The sequence below is a fragment of the Pedobacter sp. genome, assembly GCF_045628745.1.
Taxonomy (GTDB): domain Bacteria; phylum Bacteroidota; class Bacteroidia; order Sphingobacteriales; family Sphingobacteriaceae; genus Pedobacter.
Genome location: NZ_JAZQPU010000480.1, coordinates 1 through 5,452, shown reverse-complemented (window position 1 = coordinate 5,452; position 5,452 = coordinate 1). Strand labels below are relative to the sequence as shown.

6 protein-coding genes are annotated in these 5,452 nt (G+C 41.7%); all 6 read left to right on the top strand.

Translation table 11 applies throughout. The features are described from left to right. The coding region (locus tag ACR2F7_RS17540; RefSeq protein ID WP_432714831.1) for a CaiB/BaiF CoA transferase family protein at window positions 1–1,183 on the top strand (1,183 nt) is incomplete at its 5' end. Beyond that, window positions 1,176–2,414 (top strand): ABC transporter substrate-binding protein, encoded by a 1,239-nt coding sequence (locus ACR2F7_RS17535; RefSeq protein ID WP_432714830.1) that lies wholly within the window; start codon window positions 1,176–1,178, stop codon window positions 2,412–2,414. The genes ACR2F7_RS17540 and ACR2F7_RS17535, both read left to right, overlap by 8 nt. Then, window positions 2,411–3,496: a Gfo/Idh/MocA family protein gene (locus ACR2F7_RS17530; RefSeq protein ID WP_432714829.1), complete on the top strand. Its 1,086-nt coding sequence runs from the start codon at window positions 2,411–2,413 to the stop codon at window positions 3,494–3,496. The genes ACR2F7_RS17535 and ACR2F7_RS17530 overlap by 4 nt, the downstream gene beginning before the upstream one ends. An 11-nt stretch (window positions 3,497–3,507) precedes the next feature. Then, window positions 3,508–3,948 (top strand): MaoC/PaaZ C-terminal domain-containing protein, encoded by a 441-nt coding sequence (locus ACR2F7_RS17525; RefSeq protein ID WP_432714828.1) that lies wholly within the window; start codon window positions 3,508–3,510, stop codon window positions 3,946–3,948. A gap of 52 nt (window positions 3,949–4,000) precedes the next feature. Beyond that, window positions 4,001–5,272 (top strand): L-fucose:H+ symporter permease, encoded by a 1,272-nt coding sequence (gene fucP / locus ACR2F7_RS17520; RefSeq protein ID WP_432714827.1) that lies wholly within the window; start codon window positions 4,001–4,003, stop codon window positions 5,270–5,272. Window position 5,273: 1 nt separating this feature from the next. After that, window positions 5,274–5,452: glycosyl hydrolase (locus ACR2F7_RS17515; RefSeq protein ID WP_432714832.1), on the top strand; the 179-nt coding region annotated here is incomplete at its 3' end.

The window sequence follows — 5,452 nt, the reverse complement described above, 5'->3', positions numbered from 1 at the left end:
TTTGCCCTTTAATCTAGCTATGAAACCACTTGAAGACTATTTAGTCATAGATTTTAGCCAGTTTTTATCTGGTCCTTCGGCCAGTTTGCGCTTTGCAGATATGGGAGCAAGGGTCATTAAAATTGAACGTACCGGAACTGGCGATATTTGCCGTACACTCTACACTTCCAATCTGGTCATGAATGGAGAGTCATCGGTTTTTCATGCCATCAATAGAAATAAAGAGAGCTTTGAAACGGATTTGAAGAATGAAGAAGACTGCCTTTTTATTCGTCAGCTGCTGGCTAAGGCTGATGTAGTGCTCCACAATTTCCGTCCAGGTGTGATGGAGCGTTTAGGTTTTGACTATGCTGCCGTAAAACAGCTCAATCCGGAAGTAATTTATGGAGAAATTTCAGGATTTGGCAATGCTACAGAATGGAAACTGAAGCCAGGACAGGATTTGCTATTACAGTCTGTTACAGGATTAACTTCCTTGACTGGAAATGCAGGTGATGGGCCAGTAGCCATGGGCCTTTCCATTGTAGACATGTTAGCCGGAGCACACCTTGCAGAAGGTATATTAGCCTGTCTTTATCGCAAAGCGGTAAGCGGTGAAGGTGGGCTGGTGCAGGTGAGCATGCTGGAATCGGCATATGATTTCCAGTTTGAAACCATCACCACTTTTATGAATGACGGTGGTTGTCTGCCACAACGGACGGTTCAAAATAATGCGAATGCTTATTTAGGTGCACCTTATGGTATTTATCAAACGGCTGATGGGTACTTAGCACTGGCAATGGCATCGATTCCTATTTTAGGGAAATTGCTCAGTTGCGAAGCCTTACTTATTTATACGGCGATTGAAACAGCCTTTGATCAACGAGATGAAATCAAAGCTATTCTTGCCAAACATTTGGAAAAAGGTACAACTGCGCAATGGCTAGCTCTATTGGAACCTGCAGATATCTGGTGTGCGGGAGTTTTAGACTGGAAGGAATTGATGGAACATGAAGGTTTTAAAGTTTTAAATATGATTCAGGAAGTTGCAATGAACGATGGTTATCACTATAAAACCACCAGGTGTCCTATTCGCATTGATGGAGAGCTCTTGCTTTCTGCTGCGGGATCACCGAAGTTAGGGCAAGACAATGAACGCATCAGGGCTGAGTTTGCACCCTTAAATCCCGTGCTCCATGGTTAACGACAAAGGAACTTTTAGAATTGCGGTACGCAAATTTGATGCTTTTGAAGCTGCCATGCAGCAGTTTTGGGATAAGTATTGTATTAATTCAGGTTGCACCCTAACGCTGGAGATGGTGATTATGGATTTGCCTGAACTGCATGAAGCTACGTTAATCAATAAAGGACTTGCCAAAGGTGATTTTGATATTGCCCACATCAATACAGACTGGATAGTTGAAGGTTCTCGTGCTGGTGCCTTTGAAGAATTGAATGCTTATATCCAGCAGCAACCGCCCGTAGATTTTCCGGATGCCTGGAGCAAATCACTATTAACTTTACAACAAATAGAAGGCAAAATATTGGGCCTTCCTTTTCATGATGGTCCAGAATGCCTGATTTATAGAAAAGATCTTTTTGAAAATGAGCTAGAAAAGAAAATGTTTCAGGAGTACCACGGTATTCCCTTAACTGTACCACGTACATGGGAAGAGTTCCATCAAGTTGCTCAATTTTTTAACCGACCTGCAGATAATCTGTATGGAAGTGTGTTTGCCTGTTTTCCCGATGGACATAATGCGGTTTTTGATTTTTGTTTACAGCTGTGGAATCGTGGAGGTTCTCTTCTTAATGAAGAAGGAAATATCGCTATAGATAGTATGGCTGCCATTGAAGGATTAACCTATTACCGCAAGCTCCTTAAAGATCTCAATGCGGTACATCCTAAATCACCAGGTTATGATTCTGTTGAGGCGGGTTTAGCCTTTGCACGTGGAGAAGCGGCGATGATGATCAATTGGTTTGGATTTGCGGCAATGTGCGATACTGATCAGGCTAGCCCTGTAAAAGGAAAAGTAGGGGTAACGTTAGTTCCTGCATCCCAAGGATATCATTCAGCCTCATTAAATGTATATTGGCTATATACCATCGGTTCTGGCAGCAAGCATAAGCAAATAGCTTATGATTTTATACGTTTTGCTACATCGGCAGAAAACGACAAGCTACTTACCCTTGCGGGTGGCATAGGTTGCAGGATTTCAAGCTGGAGAGATGAAGAGGTGAATGCCGTAATTCCTTATTTTCACGAGCTGGAACAACTTCATCTGCATGCTAAAACCTTACCTCAACTCCATAATTGGCCGGCAATAGCCGCCATTATTGACAACACCGTTACCAAGGCATTAACAACAACTATTCCTGCAGTACTACTTTTACAAGAAGCACAGGAGCAGATCAAGACCATAAACCTATGATGAACCTAAAATATAAACCTGAATTGCCACTTACAGAACAACCGATTATCATTATTGGTGCTGGTGGTATTGTTGGTGATGCTCATCTTCCAGCTTATCGAATGGCTGGATTTAAAGTGTATGGCATCGTTAACCGCACGAAAGAAAAAGCCGAAAAGCTGGCTGCCGAGTTTGGCATTCCTTATGTTTTTGATAGCCTTGCTGAAGCCATTGCGCAAGCACCAGAAAATGTGGTGTACGACCTGACCATTATGCCGGAACAGTATATAGACACTTTGAAACAGTTGCCAGATGGTAGTGTGGTGTTGATTCAAAAGCCTATGGGTGATGATTTTGATCATGCCCAGGAAATTCTGCAGTTATGCAGGAATAAAAATCTGGTGGCTGCCATTAACTTCCAGCTGCGGTTTGCACCATTTGTGAGTGCAGCAAGGTATATGATTAACCAGGGATTGATTGGAGATTTGTATGATATGGAGGTCCGGGTATCCTTGAAAACTCCATGGGAGCAATTTCCATTGGTGATGGTGCATCCACGGATGGAGATTTTATACCATAGCATTCATTATATAGATTTACTGCGCTCCTTTTTGGGTAACCCAACCTCTGTGATGGCCAAAACACTTAAACATCCTGCAAAAAAGCTATCTTCTTCCAGATCGACTATTTTGCTAGATTATGGCGATACGATGCATGCGGTGATCAACACTAACCATGATCATGATTTCGGACTGGATAACCAGGAAAGTTTTATTAAATGGGAAGGTACTAAGGGAGCCATTAAAGCTAAAATGGGCTTATTAATGGATTACCCTCATGGCGTGCCTGATCTTTTTGAGTATTGCCTTATTGAAGAGGGGAGTCTTCCGGAATGGAAAACGGTAAAACTAGAAGGATCATGGTTTCCTGAAGCTTTTATTGGCACGATGTCCAGCTTAATGCGGTATGCAGAAGGTTCTTCAACATCGTTGCCGACCAACGTAGAAGATGTGATCCAGACGATGGCAGCCGTTGAAAGCGCATATATTTCCAGTGATACTGGCGGCATTAAAGTAAGTGATCAATTTAAGAACCTCATATAATTTCATTAAGAATGTATTTTAAATCAATATTTTTTGAAGATTATCAGTTAACAGAAAAGCGGGTTACCCTGGGACGAACAATCACCGAAACCGATTTTGTGGTTCACGCCGGACATACAGGTGATTTTTTTCCGCATCATATGGATGAAGAATGGTGTAAAACCCAGCCATTTAAACAAAGGATAGCCCATGGAACAATGATATTTAGCATTGGGATTGGGCTAACCGCTTCAGAAATTAACCCGGAGGCATTTTCAAAGGGTTATGATCGTTTGCGATTTGTAAAACCTGTATTTATTGGAGATACTATCCATTCTGAAGTAACCATTGCCGACAAATCAGAAGCAAAAAAGCCTGAATTTGGAACTGTAACTGAACATGTTGAAATTATTAATCAACATGGTGAAGTGGTGCTGGTCTGTGACCACCTACTTCTGGTAAAAAAAAGTTAAGCTAAACCTAACCAAATCAAATATGAACCACACTACTATTGAAACTGAAATAATGACGCGGCAAGAACCTGCCACAAGGAAAAAGTACTTAGTCCCTTTTATGCTGGTGGTCAGCTTATTTTTCCTCTGGGGCATGGCCCATAACCTGGATTCTATTCTGATTCCACACCTTAAAAAAGCTTGTCAGCTAAATAACCGTCAGTCAACTTTAGTAGATACTGCTGTATTCCTTGCCTATTTTTTAATGGCCCTGCCAGCAGGGATGATTCTTAAAAAATGGGGTTATAAAATCAGCATGATCCTGGGTTTAGTGGTATTTGCCATCGGTGCATTTCTCTTTGTGCCTGCTGCGAACCTTTTATCCTACGAAACCTTTCTAATTGCCTTATTTATTATTGGTTGTGGATTAACCATTTTAGAAACTTCCGCTAATCCTTATGCCGCTGTTTTAGGAGATCCTGCCAAAGCAACCAGTCGCCTTAACCTCGCCGCATCCTTTAATGGCCTTGCTGCAATGATTGCACCTTTTATTGGCTCTGTATTTATTCTCTCCGGTAAATCTTTCACGGAAACTGAATTGGCAGCAATGCCGGATGTGAGTAGGAGTGCTTATTTTTTGGAAGAAGCGGCATCCGTAAAGATGCCCTATATTATTTTAGGTGCTGTATTGCTGCTGATTGCCCTTATATTTTGCTTTATTAAGTTTCCTGAAATCAAAACTAAAAGTATAGCTGGAACACCACAAGGTAGTTTCTTTTCCGTTTTACGCCATAGGCACTTATCTTGGGCCGTTGTTGCGCAATTTTTTTACGTAGGTGCCCAGGTTTGTGTCACTAGTTTTTTCATAAGGATGGCTCAGCAAGGTGCAGGTTTTGACGAAAAAACGGCAGCCTATTACCTCGCTATTTATGGCTTGTTATTTATGGTTGGCCGTTTTGTGGGTACTGCTTTGCTTCAATTTGTTTCCTCACATAGGCTACTAGCTCTTTATGCGCTGATCTCAGCCGTACTGTGTTTAATTGCAATCTTAGGTGATGGCGCTTATGTAATTTATGCTTTGGGTGGCATAGGATTTTTCATGTCGGTGATGTTCCCTACTATTTTTGCCCTTGGTATCAATGGTTTAGGCGATGATACTAAACTGGGTTCTTCGTGGCTGATTATGTCTATTGTTGGTGGTGCTATTTTGCCCTATGGCATGGGTACCCTAATTGATTTGAACAACGATCATATTCAAATTGGTTACACCATACCCATGTTCTGTTTTCTAATTATTCTATATTTTGGCTTGAAGGGCCATCAAGTAAAAACCAATACCTTATAAAATGATGAATTTAACCTGGAGAAAGTGTTTCTTGGTATTCTTGCTCGTGTTGGGTGTTTTGCCCATTGCCAATGCGCAGCAAAACGATACGACAAAGCCATGGGTGTTTTGGTATTGGATTCAAGGTGGAGTTTCCAGAGAGGGGATTACCGCAGATTTGCAAGCCATGAAAGAAGCCGG